This is a genomic window from Hyphomicrobium sp. (assembly GCF_035548195.1).
Lineage (GTDB): Bacteria > Pseudomonadota > Alphaproteobacteria > Rhizobiales > Hyphomicrobiaceae > Hyphomicrobium_B.
The window spans coordinates 348,619-367,735 of the sequence record NZ_DASZTY010000025.1; the positions used below are offsets into that span (position 1 = coordinate 348,619).

Genomic DNA, 19,117 nt, shown 5'->3' on the forward strand with positions numbered 1-19,117 from the left:
CTGTTGGCGTCTCGGCTGGACTTATACGCGGCGCGCAACTTAACGGGTCGCGCGAGGTACGCCAACCTAAAGCTCGAAAGGCTGCCATATTTTCGGTAGCTCAATTCGCGGAGGTCACTGGCGCTTGGGCTTGCGAACCGGGAGGGGAATGTCAGTCGTATTCGCCGCTTCCGACGCTTGGGCGGCCGCAGGATTTCCGGTCGAGGCATCATCGCCGCTTGCCGATGCTTGCTTCTGGACTGTTTTTGTCTCTTTCGACGCGCGTGCGGTCTTGTTCTTACGTGTATCAACCTTGTTGGACGCGTCATCCTTCGGCTGCGGAATCGGAATGACCTTTTCCTGACCTCCAGCGGCGTTTTCTTTCGCTTTCTGCTTTTCGATTTCTCTCCACTTCTGCACCGCGGCATTGTGGTCTTTCAACGTCGCCGAGAATGCATGGCCGCCGCTTCCGTCGGCAACGAAATAGAGATCCTCCGTCTTCGCGGGATGCAGCGCCGCCATAATAGCGGACTTGCCAGGGTTGCATATCGGCCCCGGCGGCAGTCCGCTGATCTGATACGTGTTGTAGGGCGACTTCGTCTCTATGTCCGCTTTCGTGATCCCACGGCCGAGACTGCCCTGCCCACCGACGATGCCATAGATGATCGTCGGGTCGGATTGCAGCCGCATTCCTTTTTTTAGCCGATTGTAGAACACGGCGGCGACGCGATCCCGCTCGTCTGGCCGGCCCGTTTCCTTTTCGACGATCGACGCAAAAGTTATGAGCTGATCGGGGGTGCTGATTGGCAGATCTGGATCGCGGCTGCTCCAAAGCGTGCTGATCGCTTTCTGCATTTCATCATGCATACGGTCGAGGATTTCCTGCCGCGACGCACCCTTGGAGAAATAATAGGTGTCGGGTAGCAGAGTGCCTTCAGGCGGCACGTCCGTAACCTCACCGCTGAGACTCGGTTCGGCTTTCAAACGTTCGACGATCTGCTCGCTCGTCAGTCCTTCAGGCAGTGTCGTTTTGTAGAGAATGGATTTGCCCGCCGATAGCGTGTCGATCACATCGCGCATCGAGGCGTGCTCTTTGATTTCGTATTCGCCGGCCTTTAGCTCGCCGTTCTTTTTGCGCGCGAAGAAGCTATGCAGCAGATGACCGCCGACGAACGTCCAGCGGTTGGAAATAACGCCTTCCCTTTCCAACCTTTCGGCAATGGCAATCCGGCCCTCTCCCTTGGGGATAATGACCGTGCGTGTCGCTTCGAGTGGACCAGGGCTTTCGAACTGATTGTAAATGGCGAATGAAATGCCGCCGATGATCAGCATGGAGACGAGCGCGACCGTCAGAACACCACTGATCACGCGCACAATGCTCGATAACATCCGCGAGGGCTCGCGTGCATCGAGCCCGCGAGGGCGGCCCGGCGCTCGGCCAGGCTCAAGACGTTCGGCTGGACTTCGTGCACCGGCAGTACGGGCGGTTCTGGTCCCGTCCGGGCGTCGTCTGTGCTGACTCATGATACCGCGAGCAATGTCCCTTGAAGAAGCAGCTCTGGCAACCGGTCGCTACGGTCGCACTACTTCATCAGTCCCCCGGCTGACGCTCGACGTAAAATGTGGCGAAACGGCGGAGTTCGGCGAGACTTACGCGGCGCGGCGGAGCACAAGACAGGCGTTGGTGCCGCCGAAGCCAAAGGAGTTCGACAGTGCGATATTGATGTCACGCTTCTTAGGCGTATGCGGCACAAGATCAATCGCCGTATCTACCGACGGTGTATCAAGATTGAGCGTCGGCGGCGCAATGTTATCGCGGATCGCCAGCGTCGAGAAAATGGCTTCGACAGCACCTGCCGCACCGAGCAAATGCCCGATGGCCGATTTTGTCGACGACATCGCCAGCTTGCCTGCTGTGTTGCCGAACAGACGTTCAACCGCCTTGAGCTCGATCTCGTCGCCCATCGGCGTCGACGTGCCATGCGCGTTAACGTAGTCGATCTCACTCGGACTGACGCCAGCGCGGTTCAGCGCCATCTTCATGCACCGATACGCGCCGTCTCCATCTTCCGCTGGCGCGGTGATATGAAAAGCGTCAGCCGACATGCCGTAGCCGATCACCTCGGCGTAGATCGTGGCGCCACGCGCCTTCGCATGCTCGTAGCTTTCCAGTACGACGACGCCTGCACCCTCACCCATCACGAACCCATCCCGATCTTTATCGTAGGGACGCGACGCCTTCGTCGGCGTGTCGTTGAAGCCCGTCGAGAGTGCGCGGCAAGCGGCAAATCCCGCCATGGCAATGCGGCAGATCGGGCTTTCGGTTCCACCGGCGACCATCACATCGGCATCGTCGAGCGCAATGATGCGCGCGGCGTCGCCGATAGCGTGCGTGCCCGTAGCGCATGCGGTGACGACGGCGTTGTTTGGCCCACGCAGATTATGTTTGATCGAGACGTAGCCGCCAGCGAGATTGATCAGACGTCCCGGAATGAAGAACGGCGAAACGCGACGCGGCCCCTTTTCCTTCAGTAACAGCGACGTATCGGCGATACCGGACAATCCGCCGATGCCCGAGCCAATCAGGACACCGGCACGTTCCTGTGTTTCGCTGGTATCGAACTTAAGTCCGGAATCCGCGATCGCCTGATCGGCGGCAGCGACAGCGTAGATGATGAAATCGTCGACCTTGCGCTGTTCTTTGGGCTCCATCCAATCGTCGGGATTGAACTTGCCTTCCGCCGTTGCGCCGCGCGGCACGAAATTGGCGATCTGGCATGTGATATCGGAGACCTCGAATTCTTCGACCCGGCGCGCGCCGTTTTTGCCCGCCAGGAGATTCGACCATGCAGCCTCCACACCGCAGCCCACGGGAGAGACAATACCCATTCCGGTAATGACGACTCGGCGCATTGTGTCTTCTTGTTCGTTTAGCGGTTGGTACTAATCGACAGCGCGCTGGGCACATGAAGGGGGCCGGTTGTTATCCCAGCCCCCTTCATATCCAATCCGATTGGCGCATCGTGCTGCGCCCCAATTCTGCGGATGAACGAGGGCCCTCAGGCCGCGCTAGCGTTCTTCTCTAGGAATTTCACCGCGTCGCCGACGGTGAGGATGTGCTCAGCGGCGTCATCCGGAATCTCGCATCCAAATTCTTCTTCAAATGCCATCACGAGTTCAACAGTGTCCAAGCTATCGGCGCCAAGGTCGTCGATGAAGCTGGCATTGTCGGTGACCTTATCGGCCTCGACGCCAAGATGCTCCACGACAATTTTCTTCACGCGCTCTGCAACATCGCTCATCGTCAATCCTCGTGTCTTTCTATTATTCAGCGCGCCTTGATGGCCCGCCCCGTTCGCTCTGCAGAACCCGCTCGAAACCGCATGCCTTTTTCAATGTAAGGGAAATCCGGCCTGTTCGGATAGGGGGCTCGCACCCGTTTCAGAAGTCTTTTCCAAGGTCGCCGTAGCGTGAGTCTTACGCCGTGGCACCGCTCTCTCGTCGCACGATGCCAGTTTGTCCCCAGCTTCGCACCGTCCCGAAGGCGTGCTTTCCACGCCTCAAAACCGTGGTGTCGTTAACACACTTCACGGGCCTTGCAAAGAACGTGATGACGCAGCCTGCGAGCCGCGCGTCGCAGGTGAGCAAAAGCAAAAGAAAATGAGGCAGCACGGGCATTTACCATCGCTCGCTTTCTATTCTCACACCATCGCCATCCCGCCGTTGATATGCAGCGTCTGGCCGGTGATATAACCACCTTCGTTCGATGCGAGATAAAGGCAGCCCGCAGCCACATCCAACGGCTCCCCGAAACGCTGCGCCGGAATGATCTGCGCGATTTCGCCTTTCTGCTTGTCTGTCAGTACGTCAGTCATCGCCGTTTTGATGAAGCCCGGCGCGATGCAGTTCGCGGTGATTCCGCGCGACGCCACTTCGCGGGCAAGAGATTTGGTCATGCCGATCATGCCGGCTTTCGATGCTGCATAGTTGCCCTGGCCCGGATTGCCAAATACGCCCGACACCGAGGCAATATTGATAATGCGCCCGTAACCCGTCTTCGAACGCATCATATGGCGGGACGCCGCGCGGCAGAGCATGAACGTCGACGTCAGATTGACGGCGATGACGTCGTCCCATTGGTCGTCCTTCATGACCATGAACAGATTGTCTTTGGTCAGACCCGCGTTGTTGACGAGAATATCGAGACGGCCGCCCAGCGCCTTGACGGCTTCATCGATCAACTTCGAAACGCTGGCACGATCGGCGAGATCGCAGGGAAGAACATGCACGCGGTCCCCGAGCTCACCGGCAAGCGCATCGAGCGCTTCGACCTTGCGTCCTGAGATCGCGACGTTGGCACCCGCTTTATGAAAGACGCGCGCAATCTCGGCTCCGAGGCCGCCGGTCGCGCCGGTCACAAGCGCGGTTTTGCCTGTCAAATCGAACATACGCTCTCCTTTAAGCTGTCAGTGCGGCGAGCGCCGCGTCGATGTCTGCGGGCGTGCCGATGCTGACAGCGTTCGCCGTCGCGGCCGTGCGTTTCACGAGCCCGGCAAGAACTTTCCCCGCACCAATTTCATAAAAGTCCGTCACGCCGTTTTCCGCCATCGCGGCAACGGATTCACGCCATCGCACTGTTCCTGTGACCTGTTCGACAAGGCGCTTCCTGATCTCATCCGGATCGGAAATCGGGGCTGCTAAAACGTTAGCGATCAGCGGCACGGACGGCGTATTGAGCGTCACGTTCGCGAGCGCTTCAGCCATCGCGTCCGCGGCGGGTTGCATCAGCGCACAATGGAAAGGAGCGGATACGGGAAGCGGAACGGCGCGCCGCACGCCATGCTTTTTGCCGACCTCAGCGACACGATCGATTGCAGTCTTATGACCGGACAGCACGATCTGCGTCGGGTCGTTGTCGTTGGCGACCTGACAGACGTCGCCCTGCGCGGCTTCCTCTGCGACTTTCTTCGCCGCGTCGATGCCGACACCCAGCAGTGCCGCCATTGCGCCCTGCCCGACCGGCACGGCCTTCTGCATCGCCTGACCGCGCAGCTTCAGCAGACGCGCGGCATCCGCGAGCGAGAACGCACCGGCAGCGGCAAGCGCCGAATATTCTCCGAGCGAATGCCCGGCAACGAACGTCACGTTGTCCGCAAGTGAAAAGCCTTTTTCCTTTTCGAGCACTCGCATCACCGCCATCGATACGGTCATCAGAGCGGGCTGCGCATTCTCCGTGAGCGTCAGCGTTTCCTTCGGCCCATTCCACATGATCGCGGAAAGTTTCTGTCCCAGCGCATCGTCGACCTCATCGAAAACTGCGCGCGCCGACGGAAATGCATCGGCGAGCGCCTTTCCCATGCCGACGTCCTGGCTGCCCTGACCGGGGAAGACAAATGCGCGTGCCATCGATTTTTGAAACTCTCCGTTGGATCGCCGCCTGCGGGCGGACGCGGCGGCCTTAGTCCACTCCCGTCCGTTTCCTGTCAAGGCTGAGAGACGGTCTGCCGCGACTGCGCCTCGTTTTGGCGCTCGGCGCATGGTAAGGCTCGGGGAGCCGCGTGGCAGGCTGCGGAGGGGTCGTAGGCCTTTCGTCTGCAGGATTTTACCTCGCGGCCTCGAGCCATGAACTCGATCCATGAAAAAAGCCGCTTCCGGCGCCAGCCGAAAGGCAGTCGCTGTGCCGCTCTGCGAGCAGACCTACGGGGACTGTTCCCGTGTCGCAGCCTCGGCGCCGGAAGCGCTCCATCTGGGGCCGTTTGAAAGATGCAAGCCGACGGGGAACTCATTACGCCTTTGACGATCCTGCTGGCCGTCACAATTGCGGTCGCGATCTATGCCTGGACAGTCATTTCGCGCGCTCAGACTGTTGTGCCGGAGGGATTTCGCGGCGTCATCTATAAGGACGGCAAATTCCTGCGCGAGGTTGGACCAGGTCGCCATTGGATCTTTCCGCGCTCGACGCTGAAACTTGTCAACGTCAACGAGATTGCGATTACGGTGCCAAGTCAGGAGGTGCTGAGCCAAGACCGGCTTGCGCTGCGGATGAGCGCCATTGTCGTCCTAAAAATCCGCGATCCCCGCAAGGCCCTCGAAACGAGCGCCGAAGGCTATTACAACGCTATCTATCGCGCGATCCAACTCGCGCTTCGCGATGTTGCGGCTGCCGGATCGCTCGAAACGTTGCTGGACGAACGCGCAGATCTCGACGAACGCCTGCTCAAGCTCGCGGCACCGGGCTGCGAAGCGCAGGGATGCGAGCTTCTTCGCGCTAACGTTCGCGATCTCATGATGCCGGCCGAAATCAGGCGGATCGCAACTGAAGCTGCGCGCGCCAAGCTAGAGGCTGCGGCGAGCCTCGAACGTGCGCGCGGCGAACAGGCGACGTTGAGGTCGCTGAACAACGCGGCCCGCCTGCTCAAAGGAAACCCGGAATTGATGAACCTGCGCGTGCTCCAGGCGCTATCGGCTGGAAACGGCAAATCGGCACCAACCCTGATTCTTTCAGGTGGCGCCGGTATTTTGCCGGTCCAGTCCAACCCTAGCGACGCGGCCCAAGACGAAGAAAACTAAACCCGTTACTCGACCGTCTCGACCTCGCACAACTCGCCATCGATCAAATCGAACAACACGTCTTCACCGGAGTTTTCGGCCTCGGCAAGGGCTTCGACCAGTTCCTCGTCGATCGGCGCGACCTTAATCGCCGAGATGTCGCCGGAGGCATCGGTCTCCTGCATCGTCGCCTCGCCTTCGGAGCGCGCTTCTTCCTCGGTGTCGGCGATCGCCCAAATGGTTTCCTCAGTATAAGCTGCGAACTTCATGATTTGTTGCTCTCCCTCGACGCGCCAGAGCCCTGGTCTGGCAGACCTATAGGCCATGATTCCCCCGGTTCGGGAGTGACGGCGATGCCGTATCGAAAGGAAAATTCTCGTCGGCCGGGCGAGTTTGCCCGGCTCCGTCGCGGCAACCCGCGCCAGTTTCATGCCCGAAACCCTTGCCGCAGCGGCCAAATCCTGTATAAGCGCGCTTTCCGTTCCGGCTGGAGGCTGAACGGGGGCTCAAGTTGCATGGGCTTTCCATCAATTTGAGAGGCGTCCCAGGACGCCGCTCCCCAGTGTCTTCTCCTGATGGGTACCAGATCGGCCTTTCCCGGGCCCGATTGGGGCTTTGCGCCGGCGGAAAAAGCGACCTGCATCCAAGGATGCGACAACTTGAACCGAAAGGCCATCGTATGCCGCTTTACGAGCATACGTTCCTGGCGCGCCAGGACGTAACCCAAGCGCAAGTCGAAGCCCTGATGAAAGAATTTCAGGGCGTCGTCGAGGAAGGCAACGGCAAAGTCACCAAGCAGGAATACTGGGGACTGAAGAACCTCGCCTTCAAGATCAAGAAAAATCGCAAGGCACATTTTGCCTTCTTCAACATCGACGCTACGCCTGCTGCAGTGACCGAGATGGAGCGGCGGATGGGCATCAATTCAGACGTCATCCGCTTCATGACCGTCCGCGTCGACGAGCTCGAAACCGAGCCGAGCATTCAGATGCGTAAGCAGGATCGTGACGATCGTGGCGATCGCGGCTTCGGTGGCCGTGGCGGGCCGCCCCGTGGCGATCGTGGTGGTTTCGGTGGCGGCGGCCGCGAAGGCGGTTCGACGTTCCGCTCCCGTCCGCCGCGCGAAGGCGATCGTGGCCCGCGCCCGCCGCGGGAAGGCGAGGCGCCGCGCGCACCGCGTCCACCACGTGACTCCAACCCCGGCTCGGAGGGCTGATCCATGGCTGAAATCGCTTCTTCCGGCGGAGCCCGCCGCCCCTTCCAGCGCCGTCGCAAAACCTGCCCGTTCTCGGGCGAAGGCGCGCCGAAGATCGACTACAAGGACGTGCGCACGCTCGGCCGCTATATTTCCGAACGCGGCAAGATCGTGCCAAGCCGCATCACCGCGGTCTCGGCGAAAAAGCAGCGCGAACTCGCGCGCGCCATCAAGCGCGCCCGTTTCCTCGGCCTGCTGCCGTACGTAATTAAGTGACGACACGCGCCTTCCGGCCGGCTCCGCGAAGCGGTGTCGGAAGGCGCAAGTGAGAAACGTTGGGTCGGGACGGGAAACCGGATCCGGCTCTAACCGCTTCGAAAGGGCGGGACAGCACACGATGCCGACAAACGCATTTCTTCTCGCGCTTGCAGCCGGTCTCATTTCGGCGGTCGTTTTCGCATCGGCGACGACCGGAGCGATGCTGCTCCGCGTCATCCTTTTTCTGCTGACGCCGCTTTCGCTTTATCTCGCCGGGCTCGGACTCGGAGTGGTCGCGGGCGCCATTGCCGCGATCACCGCGACGGCATTGGTGATGCTCATCGCTAATCCGCTGACCGCCGGGGCCTATGCCATCAGCACCGCGCTCCCAGCCGTCATCTGCACGCGCCTCACGTTAATGAGCCGCGGCCCGGAAGAAGATCGCGAATGGTATCCAATCGGCCGCGTCGTTGTAACGGCGGCCATCTTTGCCGGGCTTTTCGCCATGCTCGCGCTCGTGCTGATGGGCGGCAGCATTGAGACTTTGACAAAGATCCTGCGAGGCGCGGTCGAGAACTTCGTCAAGTCCGAGCTGTCGCAAATTCCTGGCGCCCCGGACATCGGGGCTGCAGAGATTGACGAGATCACGCACTCGACGCTCGCCACCTTGCCTTGGGCGCTCGGCCTCCTTGGAATGACAACGACGTTGTTCAATCTCTGGCTCGCGGGACGCATCACGCTTGCATCGGGACGGCTGGTGCGCCCCTGGCCGGATCTCTCTCAGTTTAAATTGCCGGCCGGAGCAACATTTATGCTGATGGTCGCAATCGGGTTGACCTTCGCGGGCGGTATGACCGGATTGCTCGCTGCATGCATCGCGGCGCCCTTCACGCTCGCGTTTGCGCTCGTCGGACTCGCACTTGTCCACGTCCTGACCCGCGGCTCGCGATGGCAGACGCTCATTCTCAGTTCACTCTACTCCGGCGCAATTTTCATACCTCACATCAGTCTGCTGCTTGCACTTGCGGGCCTCGCAGAGACCGTCTTCGGCTACCGGACCGCCGGTAAGCCGCCTCCACCACCCAATTCCGAAACCTGAAATTCACTTTTCACATTCGAACGCGAAAGGAACTTAACCCATGCAAGTCATTCTGCTTCAGCGTATCGGCCGCCTCGGCCAGATGGGCGACATCGTCAACGTCAAGGACGGATATGCGCGCAACTATCTCCTGCCGCAGAAGAAGGCGCTCCGCGCCACGGACGAAAACAAGAAGGTCTTCGAAGGCCGCCGCGCCCAACTCGAAGCCGAAAACCTCGCGCACAAGACCGAGGCCGAAGCCGTCTCCGCAAAGCTCGATGGGCAATCCTTCGTCATCATCCGCGCAGCCGGCGATACGGGTCAGCTCTATGGCTCTGTTTCGACGCGCGATATCGCCGAAATTATCACCGAGGGCGGTTTCACCGTCGACCGCAACCAGATCGTTCTCGACAAACCGATCAAAACGCTTGGGCTGACGCCTGCGAAAGTCCAGTTGCATCCAGAAGTCATCAGCACGGTCACGCTCAACATCGCCCGCTCCCAGGACGAAGCCGAGAAGCAGGCGCGCGGCGAAAACGTCTCCCTCATCAAGGACGAAGCGCTTGAACTCGAAACATTCGATCCGGACGCCGAACACCAGGAAGGCCGTCCGGTTGAAGCCGCCGAGGCATCGGAAGAACAATCCTAATCGAGAATCGATTCGACAAACTTGGCCGTTGCCTGATTCGCAACGGCCAAGCCTTTCCGCGAGCCGGTGTTGATAACGGGGACGACGCCGCTGCGCGACGGTCAGACAGGCGGCAGGAAACGCGGAATCTGCTAGCGTCCCGCACATGGCAGATCCCGCAGTCCTCGCAACCGAGAAGCTCAAGCAAGCTGGCTCGGCAAATGAACCGCTGACCTTCCGTCAGCCACCTCACAACCTTGAAGCCGAGCAAGCGCTGCTCGGCGCGATCCTCGTCAACAACGAGGCGCTCGACCGTGTTTCAACATTTTTGTCTCCCGATCATTTCTTTGATCCGCTGCACGGACGCATCTACGAGACGCTCGCAACACTCATCCATGCGGGCAAGACGGCGACGCCGGTGACGGTCAAGACGTTCTTCGAGAACGTCGAGCCGATCGACGCGACGATGACTGTGCCGCAATACCTTGGCCGCCTCGCAGCGAACGCGACAACGATCATCAACGCCGCCGAATACGGTCGCACGATCTACGATCTCGCGACGCGGCGCTCGCTGATTCTCATCGGCGAGGACATGGTCAATGCGGCCTACGACAGTCCCGTCGATCATGCGCCGCGCGCGCAAATCGAAGACGCGGAAGGCCGCCTCTATTCGCTTGCCGAGCAGAACAAGTACGGCAAGGGTTTCGAGACGTTCAAATCGGCATTGACGACCGCGATCGAGATGGCGAATAGCGCCTTTCAACGCTCCGGCCATCTGTCAGGGGCTTCGACGGGGCTGACTGATCTCGACAACAAGCTCGGCGGCTTGCAGCGCTCCGACCTTATTATTCTTGCGGGTCGTCCCTCGATGGGCAAAACGGCGCTCGCAACGAACATCGCTTACAACGTCGCGAAAGCCTATCGCGGTGAGCGGCGTCCCGACGGCACGATGGAAACGGTCGATGGCGGCATCGTCGGCTTCTTCTCGCTCGAAATGTCGTCCGAGCAGCTCGCGACACGTATTCTCGCGGAGCAGGCGGAAATCTCGTCGGAGAAAATCCGGCGTGGCATGATCGACGAAAACGAGTTCCGGAAGCTTGCCGACGTCGCCAACGAAATGTCACGCATTCCGCTCTTCATCGACCAGACGGGCGGCATTACGATTGCGCAGCTTTCGGCCAGAGCGCGCAAGCTCAAGCGGCAGCACGGTCTCGACATGCTCGTGGTCGACTATTTGCAGCTGCTCGCGGGATCGAAAGCGCGCAGCGACAATCGCGTTCAGGAAATCACCGAGATCACGACCGGACTCAAGGCGCTCGCCAAGGAATTGAATGTTCCGATCATGGCGTTGTCGCAGCTCTCACGTCAGGTCGAGCAGCGCGAAGACAAACGCCCGCAACTCTCCGATTTGCGTGAATCGGGCTCGATTGAGCAGGACGCCGACGTTGTGATGTTTGTGTTCCGTGAGGAATATTACGTCGAACGCCTGAAGCCCGCCGAAGGAACGCCTGAATTTGCCGATTGGATGACCAAGATGAGTCAGGTCTCCGGCAAAGCGGAGGTCATCATCGGCAAGCAGCGTCACGGTCCCGTCGGCACAGTCGAGTTGGCGTTCGAAGGGCAATTCACGCGGTTTGGCAATCTGGCGCGGGATTATATGCTGCCGCCGCACTGATCGGGTGGGAACGAAAGGCTTCCAATGACGGTGGACGCGCGCATGTCGGGCACTCTGGCGAGCGCGACCGGCACAATTACCATCGATCTCGGACAGATTGCGGCCAACTGGCAGGCGCTGGCGGCTAAGGTCGCGCCGGCGCGGTGCGGTGCCGTCGTGAAAGCGAACGCTTACGGACTAGGCGCCGATTACGTAATCCCTGCGCTCGCGCGCGCCGGATGCATGACGTTTTTCATCGCGACGCCGGAGGAAGCGGAAGCCGCGCGCAGGCTCGCCCCCAGCGCCGAAATTTTTGCGCTCGATGGACTCGTAGGTGCATCCGCCGCGCAGTTCGCGCGGCATGATGTGAAACCGGTTCTCTCGACACTCGACGACGTCGTCGCGTGGTCGGCGCTCTGCAAAACACGCGGCAAAAAATTAGCAGCCGGAGTTCACATCGACACCGGCCTCAATCGCCTTGGGCTTCCCGTGCGCGATGTCCGCCGTCTGGCCGCCGAGCCGGGATTAATGACCGGCGTTACGCTCGATCTGGTGATGAGCCATCTCGCTTCGGCGGACAATCCGCGCGACCCGAAAAACCGCCATCAGCTTCTTGCGTTCGAGACATTGTCGGCGCTCTTTCCAGGCGTGCGGCGAAGCTTGGCTGCGTCCGACGGATTAATGCTTGGGCCATCCTATCACTTCGATCTCGTTCGACCCGGCTACGCCATTTACGGCGGACAGGCATCGCAGGCCCCAGCACCGGTAAAAGCCGCAGTCACCGTTTCGGCACGCATCCTTGCAGTCGCCGATGTCATGCCCGGAGAAACGGTTGGCTATTCCGCAACGTGGCGCGCCAAGCGGCCGAGCCGGATTGCTACGGTTGCCGCAGGCTATGCAGACGGCATTCCACGCTCGGCGAGTGCGCCCGACGGACGACCAGGCGGGCATGTGCTGATTATGGGGCATATGGCGCCCGTCGTCGGCCGCGTGTCGATGGACCTCGTCACCATCGACGTCACCGATCTGCCGGATGGCGCCGCACGTGCCGGAGAATTCGCAATGCTGATCGGCGAAGGTCTGACGGCCGAAGATGCTGGATTTTCCGCAGGAACCATTGGCTATGAAATCCTGACGCGCCTCAGTCCGCGCTTCACGCGTCTCTACATCGAGGATGGCACGTAAATGGCGAAGCCGGCGAAATCGCTTTACGTCTGCCAGAACTGCGGGGCGACCTCGGCGCGCTGGGCGGGCAAATGCAGTGCGTGCGGCGAATGGAACTCGCTCGTCGAAGAAACGGACGCGGGACCGCCTCCCGGCTCCGGCGTCACGCGGCAGTCAAAGGGCCGCGTCATCAAGCTCGAATCCCTAATCGGGTCCGCTGAAGAAGCGCCGCGCTTTTCAAGCGGCATCGGAGAACTCGATCGCGTGACCGGCGGCGGCGTTGTGCCGGGGTCGGCCATCCTGATCGGCGGCGAACCGGGCATCGGAAAATCGACGCTTCTATTGCAAGTCGCCGCGCACCTCGCACGGCGCGGCGGGCGCTCGATCTACTTTTCGGGAGAGGAAGCCATCGCGCAGGTACGCCTCCGCGCGGGACGGCTTGGATTGGCAGACGCGCAGGTCGGCCTCGCATCGGAAACCAATCTCGCAAATATTCTCGCAACGCTCGGTGATGACCGCCCGCCCGACCTCATCATCATCGATTCTATTCAAACGCTGTGGGCCGATACCCTCGACGCCGCGCCAGGGACGGTCAGCCAGGTCCGCGCCGCCGCCCTCGCTCTGATCCGTTACGCCAAAATGGCGGGTTCGGCACTGCTGCTCGTCGGTCATGTCACCAAGGACGGACAGATCGCCGGACCCAAGGTGATCGAGCACATGGTCGACACGGTGTTGTATTTCGAAGGCGATCGCGGACTTCCCTATCGCATCCTGCGTGCCGTCAAGAACCGCTTCGGACCGAGCGACGAGATCGGCGTTTTCGAGATGGTGACCGGGGGCCTCAAGGAGGTCACTAATCCGTCCGAACTCTTTCTTGGCGACCGCGACGGTCAAAGCCCCGGCGCCGCTGTCTTTGCCGGAGTCGAGGGCACACGGCCGCTGCTCGTCGAAATCCAGGCTTTAGTCGCACCCTCCGGCCTTGGAACGCCGCGCCGAGCTGTCGTCGGCTGGGACAGCAACCGGCTGGCAATGCTGCTCGCCGTTCTGGATGCCCGCTGCGGCGTTTCGTTCACCGGACACGACGTTTACCTCAATGTTGCCGGTGGGCTCAAAATTGCGGAGCCAGCCGCCGACCTCGCAGCTGCGGCCGCCCTGCTGTCCGCGATGACCGGCGTACCTCTGCCGCGCGACGCCGTCTATTTTGGCGAAGTTTCCTTGTCCGGCGCGGTTCGGGCGGCGGCTATGATGACTGCCCGTCTCAAGGAAGCATCTAAACTCGGATTTTCGCAGGCCTTTTTGCCAGAGAGCGGCGACGCCGACACCCGTGGGCTGAAACTGTCACTATCCCGCATCGCACACCTCAAGTCGCTTGCAGAGGGGGCGGCGCCATGCAACTGAACATGCGAGCGAATCTCCGCCCCAGGGGGATCTGGATGAGAGAGGGAATTCAGCCATGATCGGTCCGTTGACCTATTTGGACCTTGCGCTGATCGCAGTGGCATTCATTTCCGGTCTTCTGGCCATGTACCGAGGCTTCGCGCGCGAGCTTCTGTCGATCCTGTCCTGGATCGCTGCAGCGGGCGTCGGATATTGGATCTTCAGCACCAAGAAGGACATGACCACCGAACTTGCGAAGCAAACGAGCTTGCCGCCGCAGGTCGCGACGGTCGCCGTTGCGCTTGTCGTCGCGCTGATCGTGCTGATTGTCGTGCATCTCATCACGGCGCGCATTTCGGACGCCATACTCGACAGTCAGGTCGGCATGGTTGACCGCGTTCTCGGTTTCATCTTCGGCGTGCTGCGGGGGTTCCTGCTGTTCGTCATTCCCTATATGGCCTACGAGGCGTTCATTTCCCCGGACAAGGACAAGCAGACCCCTATGGTTCGCGACGCCTACTTCCGCGATTACGTTAAGGCGACGGGGGAGGCCATCCGGTCGGTGCTTTTGCAAGTCATTCCACAGCCTTCGACGAATCCGCCGCCCGCAACCGAGCCGCCGGGCGGACAGCAAGGATCTCTTGACCAAAAAGGGCGTTCCGTCGCGCTGGTCATTAAGGGCGTACGGTACTATATGACGGTCGCGTGACGTGGCCGGTCCGGACGGCCTAGACGCGTTCGGTATGATTACCCGGCGTAATCGGGCGTTAGGGCAGCTCAAGCGCGGGAGGTGCCTGATGGCACAGAGAGGCGGCGTGACCGAAGTCGATGGTCTGACCTTTACCCGCTACGGCGACGACCGTTTGCGGGAAGAGTGCGGCGTCTTCGGCATCTTCGATCATCCGGACGCCGCTGCGATAACGGCGCTGGGTCTGCACGCACTCCAGCACCGCGGTCAGGAGGCGGCCGGGATCGTCTCCTACGACGGCCGCAACTTCCATTCCGAACGCCGCATGGGACTTGTCGGCGACAATTTCTCAAAACCCGATGTCCTAGCACGTCTCAAAGGCCGCATGGCCATCGGCCACGATCGCTACTCGACAACCGGCGATCCGCTCATCCGAAACGTTCAGCCCCTTTTCTGCGATATCGATACCGGCGGTTTCGCGGTTGCCCACAACGGCAATCTCACCAACGCCCTGACGCTCCGTCGCGAACTCATTTCGTCCGGCGCCATCTATCAATCGACCTCCGATACCGAGGTCATTCTTCATCTTCTCTCGCGTTCGAAGAAGCGTCGCATCGTCGAGCGCTTCATCGATGCAATCCGGCAGATCGAAGGCTCTTATGCGCTCGTCTGCCTGACCAACGACATGATGATCGGCGCGCGCGATCCTGTCGGCATTCGGCCGCTGGTGATCGGACGTCTCGGCTCGTCTTATGTGCTCGCTTCGGAGACGTGTGCGCTCGACATGGTCGGCGCGGAGTTCCTGCGCGAGGTTGAGAATGGCGAGGTCGTCGTTATCACCGACCAGGGGCTCGAAAGCCACCGCCCCTTCCCGATGCGCCCGGCGCGCCCCTGCATCTTCGAATACATCTACTTTGCCCGCCCCGATTCCATCGTTGGCGGGCAAACTGTCTATGACATCCGCAAGCGCATGGGCATCGAGCTCGCGCGTGAAGCACCTGCCGATGTCGACGTCGTCGTGCCGATCCCCGACTCGGGCGTTCCGGCCTCAATCGGCTTCAGCCAGCAAAGCAACCTTCCCTTCGAACTCGGGATCATCCGCAATCACTATGTTGGCCGCACATTCATCGAGCCCGAGCAGCGCATACGCCAGCTCGGCGTCAAGCTGAAGCACTCGGCGAACTCCGGTGTCATCCGCGGCAACCGCGTCGTCCTGATCGATGACAGCGTCGTACGCGGCACGACCTCCAAGAAGATCGTCCAGCTCATCCGCGACGCCGGCGCGCGCGAAGTTCATATGCGCATCTCCTCGCCGCCGATTACGCATCCCGATTTTTACGGCATCGACACGCCAAGCAAGAAAGACCTGCTGGCAGCGAACATGTCGCTTGAAGAAATGCGGGCGTTCATGGGCGCCGACAGCTTAGCATTTCTCTCGGTGAACGGAATCTACCGCGCCATCGGTCTCGAACACCGGGACGACCGCGCCCCTCAGTTCACCGATCATTGTTTCACCGGCGATTATCCGACCAATTTGACCGACCACGATGGCGAATCCATTCCGCGCCAGCTTTCGCTTCTCGCTGAGGTCGGCTGACGCGGGCATTTCGTCGCCACCTTCCGTAACTTGAGTATTTCGTATGACGGAAAGCTTCCAAGACGCCCCGCTGAGAGGACGCATTGCGCTCGTCACAGGCGCATCGCGCGGGATCGGCAGAGCCGTGGCGCTCGGCCTCGCGAGGGCGGGTGCCCACGTCGTCGTCACGGCTCGATCGCTGGGTGCCCTAGAATCTCTGGACGATGAAATTCAAGCCGCAGGCGGCGCGGCGACGCTCTTGCAGCTCGATCTGCTGAAGGGCGATCGCATCGATCAACTCGGGCCGACGCTCTATCAGCGCTGGCAGCATCTCGACATTCTCGTCGGTAACGCGGGAATCCTCGGTCCTCTCTCGCCGCTCGGTCATACGACCGAGGAAGGATTCCTCACAACGATCGATATCAATCTCAACGCCAACTGGCGGCTGATCCGAACACTCGATCCGCTTTTGAAGCGTTCGGACGCAGGCCGCGCCATTTTCGTGACCTCCGGCGCCGCAAGCGGGAAGTACGCTTATTGGGGACCTTACGCCGCGTCAAAGGCCGGTCTTGAGGCGCTGGTGAAGTCGTGGGCGGCGGAACTAACGAATACGTCCGTCCGGGCGAATTTGATCAACCCTGGCGCTATGCGCACGCACATGCGCGCAAAGGCCTTCCCGGGCGAAGACCCGGCGAGCTTGCCAGCTCCGGATGAAGTTGTACCCCTTTTCCTCGACCTCGCCTCGCCGCACTGCGAGCGAAATGGGGAAATCATCAATTTTCGTGAATGGCGCACCACGCACCGCCCAAGGCATGCCAGCACGGATAATGCCGTGGCAAACGCGGATCTTTAAGCTCGCCCCGTTTTTATCCCTAATGGCTGCGATGCAGTTTGCAGGTTTTTGCCTCAATCCCGACACATGTTCGCGCGTTTTGAGGGCGCCGTCGGGGGGACGGCGCGCAATCTCTTGATCTGCGATCGAAATGGGACGGGGAAATACCGGGAATGCTTCGAACGAAGGACTTTTACGTGCTGCTCATCGTCATGGGGGGAGTGGTGAGCGGTGCGGCCTGCGCCTATGCCGATGCCCATATGGATCGCGTACTTAAGGAGCTGGACCCGGAGGAGCGCGCGCATCAAGCCTGCACGCTTCGCGGTCTCGACGTCCTTCGCAAGGGGACCCATCTGCGGAGAATAGACCGGGTCAAAACGAGCACGGTCACTCGGGCAACGTTCAAAAACAATGTCGTCACCGCCACCAGCGGCGCCGTCCGTGCCAATCATCGCTGGTATGGACTGAAGTACAAATGCACCGTGACCGACGACCAAATGCGCGCCAAGTCCTTCGATTTTCAACTGGGCGCCGAAATTCCGGAAGACAAATACGAAGACTACGGCTTGTGGAAGTGACGTTGCCCCGACACCGGCCTTCCGGCATGCGACGAGGCAACAAAAAAGGGGCCGCCGGCCCCTTCTTCATGCAGTCGAACACCTGAAATCAGCGGGCGTTCGCGCGCCGCCGGCCGGCCTGAGCATCCGCGACCGACGCGGACGAAAGCGCATTCAGCACGGCAACAACGAGAGCCTTCATAACATCACCTATGTTCAGCTAGCCGGCCGCGTCAATGCGCCCAGCTCCCGAGATAAAGCCCTCGGGCCGCTTCTTCTACACTGTAGATATACGATCCCCACACGAACCGCCAGTGCGGCGTTTGGCTACGCCGCCATGTAGCGGCGAAAAACCATAACTCGTTAAAATAATTCATTATTCTAATCGTTAACGGAAATAAGGAGAAGGGAGCTTTCGCTCTCTTCAGCTCGTTCGAACGACTTGCAAGCGTGGATTTGAAGCGCCGATCGATTTGCCTGCCGTTATTTCGCGGTCGCGTTGTAAGCAACGCGCTGGATGGGTTGTATCATCATCGATGTCGCACCCGGAGCGCATTGAAAGGCGAGCGAACCTTCAAGGGCGTCGACGCTTGCCGACGTCCCTTCCTGCACCTTCACGTTGACCCGCACAGGCTCAGAAACGGCCTTCTCGGTGCCGGTGTAAGGATCCGCCAACATCAGTGTCAGGTGGCACGCATTGTCGGTGGCCGTATAATAGCCGACGGCCCGCTTTGATCCGACTGACAAAGTGATGCCCTTGAGCGCAGCAACATGGTAGGTCGCTACGTCGTCGGCGAATGCCGGAGCCCGTTGGGGCAGTACGGCCAAACCCGAAAGAAGCACAACACTTGCGAGTTTTGCGGAAGTCGTCATGACAGGAACTCCACTGTCCAAGAGCGCCGAGTTCAAGCCCGCGCACCATTGTCTGGGCATGACGTCGTCGCTGAGGCAATAGATAAGTCTCTGACCTGGCATCTGAAATCGATAATATTGCAATGCCGCAATGATGATTGTGCAGCGCGCAACAGTCACAGCCCGAACGGGTAGGACGCGTCGGCCACATCCAAAGCGGGTGAATGGCGGCGGCCGCTGTTTGTGAAACTTGAAAAGGATCACCGTGAGAAATTTTGCTCCCCTTCTCCTCTGCTTGGGTTTGTTCGCCACGTCCGACGTCAGGGCCGAGGACATGGACATGAAAGCGATGGATCATATGAACATGAGCCATGCGGCTGACGCGGCGCCGTCGTCCAAGGCGTTTGAAGCCGCGAACCACAAGATGCATGCAGCGATGATGGTGCCGCTCACGGGCGACGCCGATGTCGATTTTGTCAAAGGCATGATCCCGCATCACCAGGGCGCGATCGACATGGCAAAGATCGAGCTGCATTACGGGAAAGATCCTGAGATCCGAAAGCTCGCGGAAGGCATCATCAAAGCTCAGGAATCGGAGATCGCGGACATGAACGCCTGGCTCGCGAAGCACAGGAAGTGAGCGACGTTTTCTCCGCTCCATGGCCGGTCTCGACCCGGCCATCCACGGGCCGCTTGCGACCTGTACTGTCGCGACGTTTGGCCATTGCGC

The 19,117-nt window shown here is 60.4% G+C and carries 20 protein-coding genes; 13 read left to right on the forward strand and 7 right to left on the reverse strand.

Annotation, left to right across the window (positions count from 1 at the left end; genetic code table 11):
• Positions 1-114: 114 nt before the first annotated feature.
• The 5 genes from mltG to fabD all read right to left on the reverse strand — a co-directional run bounded on the left by mltG (position 115) and on the right by fabD (position 5,385).
• Complete coding sequence (gene mltG, locus VHB22_RS11240) at positions 115-1,368, reverse strand: endolytic transglycosylase MltG (protein WP_325457054.1); 1,254 nt, start codon at positions 1,366-1,368, stop codon at positions 115-117.
• A gap of 261 nt (positions 1,369-1,629) precedes the next feature.
• Positions 1,630-2,892 carry a beta-ketoacyl-ACP synthase II gene (fabF, locus tag VHB22_RS11245; RefSeq protein ID WP_325457055.1) on the reverse strand — a complete coding sequence of 421 codons (1,263 nt, stop codon included), beginning with the start codon at positions 2,890-2,892 and terminating at the stop codon, positions 1,630-1,632.
• Positions 2,893-3,038: 146 nt separating this feature from the next.
• A complete protein-coding gene (locus tag VHB22_RS11250) occupies positions 3,039-3,281 on the reverse strand; it encodes an acyl carrier protein (RefSeq protein ID WP_013215676.1) in 243 nt (80 codons plus the stop codon).
• A gap of 399 nt (positions 3,282-3,680) precedes the next feature.
• Entirely contained in the window at positions 3,681-4,427 is a 747-nt protein-coding gene (fabG, locus tag VHB22_RS11255; protein WP_325457056.1) for a 3-oxoacyl-[acyl-carrier-protein] reductase, read from the reverse strand.
• A 10-nt stretch (positions 4,428-4,437) separates the two neighbouring features.
• On the reverse strand, positions 4,438-5,385 hold the full coding sequence (gene fabD / locus VHB22_RS11260) for an ACP S-malonyltransferase (RefSeq protein WP_325457057.1): 948 nt from the start codon (positions 5,383-5,385) through the stop codon (positions 4,438-4,440).
• 357 nt (positions 5,386-5,742) lie between these two features.
• On the opposite strand from fabD, the gene VHB22_RS11265 reads away from it, so the two are divergent.
• Entirely contained in the window at positions 5,743-6,549 is an 807-nt protein-coding gene (locus VHB22_RS11265) for a slipin family protein (RefSeq protein ID WP_325457058.1), read from the forward strand.
• Between the two features lie 5 nt (positions 6,550-6,554).
• Here VHB22_RS11265 and VHB22_RS11270 read toward each other — a convergent pair whose 3' ends face one another.
• Positions 6,555-6,854 (reverse strand): hypothetical protein, encoded by a 300-nt coding sequence (locus VHB22_RS11270; RefSeq protein WP_325457059.1) that lies wholly within the window; start codon positions 6,852-6,854, stop codon positions 6,555-6,557.
• A 353-nt stretch (positions 6,855-7,207) separates the two neighbouring features.
• Here VHB22_RS11270 and rpsF point away from each other — a divergent pair, with 353 nt between their 5' ends.
• The 11 genes from rpsF to VHB22_RS11325 all read left to right on the forward strand — a co-directional run bounded on the left by rpsF (position 7,208) and on the right by VHB22_RS11325 (position 17,556).
• Positions 7,208-7,744, forward strand: a complete 537-nt coding sequence (gene rpsF, locus VHB22_RS11275) for a 30S ribosomal protein S6 (protein WP_325457155.1) — start codon at positions 7,208-7,210, stop codon at positions 7,742-7,744.
• A gap of 3 nt (positions 7,745-7,747) precedes the next feature.
• Complete coding sequence (rpsR, locus tag VHB22_RS11280) at positions 7,748-7,999, forward strand: 30S ribosomal protein S18 (protein WP_325457060.1); 252 nt, start codon at positions 7,748-7,750, stop codon at positions 7,997-7,999.
• Between the two features lie 121 nt (positions 8,000-8,120).
• Positions 8,121-9,080, forward strand: a complete 960-nt coding sequence (locus VHB22_RS11285; RefSeq protein WP_325457061.1) for a DUF2232 domain-containing protein — start codon at positions 8,121-8,123, stop codon at positions 9,078-9,080.
• A gap of 40 nt (positions 9,081-9,120) precedes the next feature.
• Positions 9,121-9,708, forward strand: a complete 588-nt coding sequence (gene rplI / locus VHB22_RS11290) for a 50S ribosomal protein L9 (RefSeq protein WP_325457062.1) — start codon at positions 9,121-9,123, stop codon at positions 9,706-9,708.
• Between the two features lie 145 nt (positions 9,709-9,853).
• The gene (locus VHB22_RS11295; protein ID WP_325457063.1) at positions 9,854-11,362 is read left to right on the forward strand and encodes a replicative DNA helicase; all 1,509 of its coding nucleotides are present in this window, start codon (positions 9,854-9,856) and stop codon (positions 11,360-11,362) included.
• A gap of 24 nt (positions 11,363-11,386) precedes the next feature.
• On the forward strand, positions 11,387-12,526 hold the full coding sequence (gene alr, locus VHB22_RS11300) for an alanine racemase (protein WP_325457064.1): 1,140 nt from the start codon (positions 11,387-11,389) through the stop codon (positions 12,524-12,526).
• Positions 12,527-13,903: a DNA repair protein RadA gene (radA, locus tag VHB22_RS11305; RefSeq protein WP_325457065.1), complete on the forward strand. Its 1,377-nt coding sequence runs from the start codon at positions 12,527-12,529 to the stop codon at positions 13,901-13,903. It begins immediately after the preceding gene.
• Positions 13,904-13,958: 55 nt separating this feature from the next.
• Entirely contained in the window at positions 13,959-14,591 is a 633-nt protein-coding gene (locus tag VHB22_RS11310) for a CvpA family protein (RefSeq protein ID WP_325457066.1), read from the forward strand.
• Positions 14,592-14,679: 88 nt separating this feature from the next.
• A complete protein-coding gene (gene purF / locus VHB22_RS11315) occupies positions 14,680-16,167 on the forward strand; it encodes an amidophosphoribosyltransferase (RefSeq protein ID WP_325457067.1) in 1,488 nt (495 codons plus the stop codon).
• Positions 16,168-16,210: 43 nt separating this feature from the next.
• On the forward strand, positions 16,211-16,999 hold the full coding sequence (locus tag VHB22_RS11320; RefSeq protein WP_325457068.1) for an SDR family NAD(P)-dependent oxidoreductase: 789 nt from the start codon (positions 16,211-16,213) through the stop codon (positions 16,997-16,999).
• A gap of 152 nt (positions 17,000-17,151) precedes the next feature.
• Complete coding sequence (locus VHB22_RS11325) at positions 17,152-17,556, forward strand: DUF930 domain-containing protein (RefSeq protein WP_325457069.1); 405 nt, start codon at positions 17,152-17,154, stop codon at positions 17,554-17,556.
• 462 nt (positions 17,557-18,018) lie between these two features.
• Here the strand turns inward: VHB22_RS11325 and VHB22_RS11330 are convergent, their stop codons facing one another.
• The gene (locus VHB22_RS11330; RefSeq protein WP_325457070.1) at positions 18,019-18,408 is read right to left on the reverse strand and encodes a hypothetical protein; all 390 of its coding nucleotides are present in this window, start codon (positions 18,406-18,408) and stop codon (positions 18,019-18,021) included.
• 313 nt (positions 18,409-18,721) lie between these two features.
• On the opposite strand from VHB22_RS11330, the gene copM reads away from it, so the two are divergent.
• A complete protein-coding gene (gene copM / locus VHB22_RS11335) occupies positions 18,722-19,027 on the forward strand; it encodes a CopM family metallochaperone (protein WP_325457156.1) in 306 nt (101 codons plus the stop codon).
• Positions 19,028-19,117: the final 90 nt, after the last annotated feature.